This is a genomic window from Kitasatospora sp. NPDC059327 (genome assembly GCF_042752535.1).
Taxonomy (GTDB): Bacteria; Actinomycetota; Actinomycetes; order Streptomycetales; family Streptomycetaceae; genus Kitasatospora.
In genome coordinates, this window is sequence record NZ_JBHYYB010000231.1 from 1 (window position 1) to 3,005 (window position 3,005).

The 3,005-nt window shown below is 69.9% G+C and carries 2 protein-coding genes and 2 pseudogenes; 1 reads left to right on the forward strand and 3 read right to left on the reverse strand.

Annotated features, from left to right (window positions below):
- Nucleotides 1-93: 93 nt before the first annotated feature.
- Nucleotides 94-954: pseudogene (locus ACFXHB_RS44590) on the forward strand (IS110 family transposase); the annotation flags it as partial.
- An 8-nt stretch (nucleotides 955-962) separates the two neighbouring features.
- Here the strand turns inward: ACFXHB_RS44590 and ACFXHB_RS44595 are convergent.
- The 3 genes and pseudogenes from ACFXHB_RS44595 to ACFXHB_RS44605 form a co-directional block, all read right to left on the reverse strand.
- Nucleotides 963-2,006 carry a hypothetical protein gene (locus ACFXHB_RS44595; RefSeq protein WP_380582933.1) on the reverse strand — a complete coding sequence of 348 codons (1,044 nt, stop codon included), beginning with the start codon at nucleotides 2,004-2,006 and terminating at the stop codon, nucleotides 963-965.
- Nucleotides 2,007-2,154: 148 nt separating this feature from the next.
- A complete protein-coding gene (locus ACFXHB_RS44600; protein ID WP_380582935.1) occupies nucleotides 2,155-2,403 on the reverse strand; it encodes an integrase core domain-containing protein in 249 nt (82 codons plus the stop codon).
- 7 nt (nucleotides 2,404-2,410) lie between these two features.
- Nucleotides 2,411-2,917: pseudogene (locus ACFXHB_RS44605) on the reverse strand (IS3 family transposase); the annotation flags it as partial.
- Nucleotides 2,918-3,005: the final 88 nt, after the last annotated feature.

Here is a 3,005-nt window from a genome sequence, read left to right on the forward strand (position 1 = left end):
TGTGGGTGGGGACGGTGCTTGGCCCGTCTGGTCAAGGGGCTCGACGGCCCTGGCCCGCATCAGGGCTCCGCACCGTCCCCGGGTGCCCATTAGGCTCGCATCCGCCGGGACTTGAATCCCCTGCGCCCCGGCGATGAGCTCGTCATTGAACTGGGGCTCCTTACCGTCCACCGCCGTGACCTCACCGACGACCGGACGCGCGTGATCAACCGGCTGCGTGGCCGCCTCACCGGCATCTTCCCCGCCCTTGAACGGGCTCTGGACCTGACCAACGCCGGGCCCCTGGTCCTGCTCGCCGGCTACCAGACCCCGGCCGCCATCCGCCGGATCGGCGCTCGCCGTCTGGTGACCTGGCTGCGCAACCGCAAGGTCCGCGGGGCCGCGCAGCTGGCTCAGGTAGCCGCGGAGGCCGCCGAGAGCCAGCACACCAGCGTGACCGGCGAGAAACCGACCGCCCAGCTCGTTCACACGCTCGCGAGGGAGGTGATGCGCCTCAACGAGCAGATCACGGGGCTCGACAAGCTCATCGAGGCCCGGTTTTGCGAGCACAGACACGCCGAGGTGATCGCGAGCATGCCCGGTATCGGACCCCTGTTGGGTGCCGAGTTCCTCGCGGCAACGGGCGGGGACATGACCGCCTTCGCCACACCGGACCGTCTCGCCGGGTTCGCCGGCGTAGCCCCGGCTCCGCGCGACTCGGGGAAGATCAGCGGCAACCTGCACCGGCCGAAGAGATACAGCCGCAGTCTTCAACGCGTCTTCTACACGTCCGCGTTGATCAGCATCCGCTACTGCGAAGAGTCCCGCCGCTTCTACGACCGCAAGCGCGCCGAGGGCAAGCGGCACACCCAGGCCGTCCTCGCTCTCGCCCGGCGCCGCGTCAACGTGCTGTGGGCCCTGCTGCGTGACGGACGGTGCTACGAGTCCATACCTCCCGTCACGACAGCCGCTTGACAAGAAGATTAGGAATCGTAGGCGCTGGCGTTGCCGCCGGGGATGGGGTCGATCTGGAGGTAGCGGCCGAGGGCGGGGCTGTAGAGGCGGGCGCCCATGAGGATGTCGCCGTCGAGGGCTTCGGCGGAGCGTTGTTTGCCGCCGAGCCAGCCGTAGCGGACTCCGGTCTGGCCGTCCTGGGGGATGCCGAACTCGTCGAAGTCCAGCACGACGGGCTTGGTCAGCGCGGTGTCGGTGGTGATGACGACGGAGCCGAACAGGTTGGTGAGCTGGAGTTGGACGTCGCCGGTCTTGCTGGTGGTGGCGACGAGGTCGGCGTCGGGGCCCGAGACGTTGCGGGTCAGGGTGCCCTGGGTGGTGTCCTCGATGGTCCAGCGGACCTCGTCGGAGTCGTCGCCGTAGTGGTTCAGCTTGGAGGTGGCGCCTGCCCAGGTGCCGTTCGCCTGCTTCTTCGAGGTGGTGAACGCGGTCAGGCGGTGGGCAGCGTCGACGGCCCACTCCTGCTTGGTGTCCCCCTTCTCCTGGGCGGCGACGCGGTCGTTCGCCCAGTAGGTGTTGGTCGCGCCGGTCGCGGTCTTCACGGTGCGCCCGAAGGCGTCGTAGACGTAGCCGGCGTCGGTGAGGCGGTCGGCGCTGTCGTAGGTGTGGTTCTCCGCCGTGGCTCCGCCGGTGCTGCACTCGCCGGCCGCCCCGCGCGGGGAGGTCTGCTTGGACAGGCGGTTGGAGTGGGTGTCGAAGGCGTACTGGCGGGTGACGCAGCCGGTGGTGACCGTGTTCTGTTCGGCCTTCACCAGCCGGCCGAGGCGGTCGTACTGGTAGGTGCGGGTGGCGGTGGAGCTGGTGTCCTTGGCCACCTGGCCCTGGGTGGAGATGTCGGCGCTCTGGGCCCAGATCACCTTGTTGTCGCTGGTGCGGGTGTAGGTGCGGGCGGTGGCCTCGCCGACGGCGTTGACGGTGTCCTTGCGGACGATGCCGCCGGGGTAGGTCTGCTCGACGAGCTGGCCGTCCGGGCCGTACTTGGCGGTGAACTCACCGGCGACGCTGTCGGTCACGGAGGTGACCAGGCCGCGCGGCTCCTTGACGCGGTCGTAGGCGTAGGTGGTGGACCCGGTCGGGTCGGAGACCTTGACCGGCTTGCCGAACCGGTTAAACTCGCTGGTGCTGGTGCGGACTTTGCCCTATTTCGTGGATACTTGGGTCCTATGCCAGCAGTCCCAGCCTATCCATGTGGGATGACTGCTGCTCGAAGTCGACGGGGCTGAGGTAGCCGAGTGCGGAGTGGCGCCGCAGGCGGTTGTACCAGGCCGGCCAGGAGAACGTCTCGCTGCGGGCCTTGGCCCGGGTCAGCCATCGCGAGCCATGGAGGAGTTCTCGCTTGAGCGTGGCGAAGAACGACTCCGCCATGGCGTTGTCATAACTCGATCCGACTCGGCCCATCGAGCGGCGTATCCCGTGCTCACGGCAGGCGTCGGGGAACGCGGCCGACGGTTTGGGCGCCGCGGTCCGAGTGAGTCACCACGCCGCGCGCGTCCCCGCCCCGGACACCGACCGCCGAGCGGACCGCGTCGACCACCAGGCCGGAGCGCATGTGCTCCGCCGGCGACCAGCCGACCACCCGGCGGGAGTGCATGTCGATCACCGTGGCCAGGTACATCCACGACCCGCCGACCGGCAGGTACGTGATGTCGCCGCACCAGCGTACGTCCGGAGCCGACGCCGCAAAGTCCCGCCCGACCAGGTCCGGTGCGGCTGGCACCGCCCGGTCGGCCATCGTGGTTCGCACCGTGCGCCGCGGGTGCCGCCCGGCGATCCCGCGCTCGCGCATCAACCGGGCCACCCGCTTGTGGTTCACCACCCCGTGCCGCTCGCGCGGCTCCCGGGTGATCCGCGGAACCCCGCAGGCGCCCCGGGATCCGTCGTGGATCTCCTCGATCCGCTGCGCGAGGTCCTCGTCGGCGCGGCGGTGGGCACGTGACCTGGAACTGGGAGTACCTGCCCGGCGAGCAGCACGTCACCGCCGGCGCCTCGGCTGGCCTCCTCCCCGTCGTCGA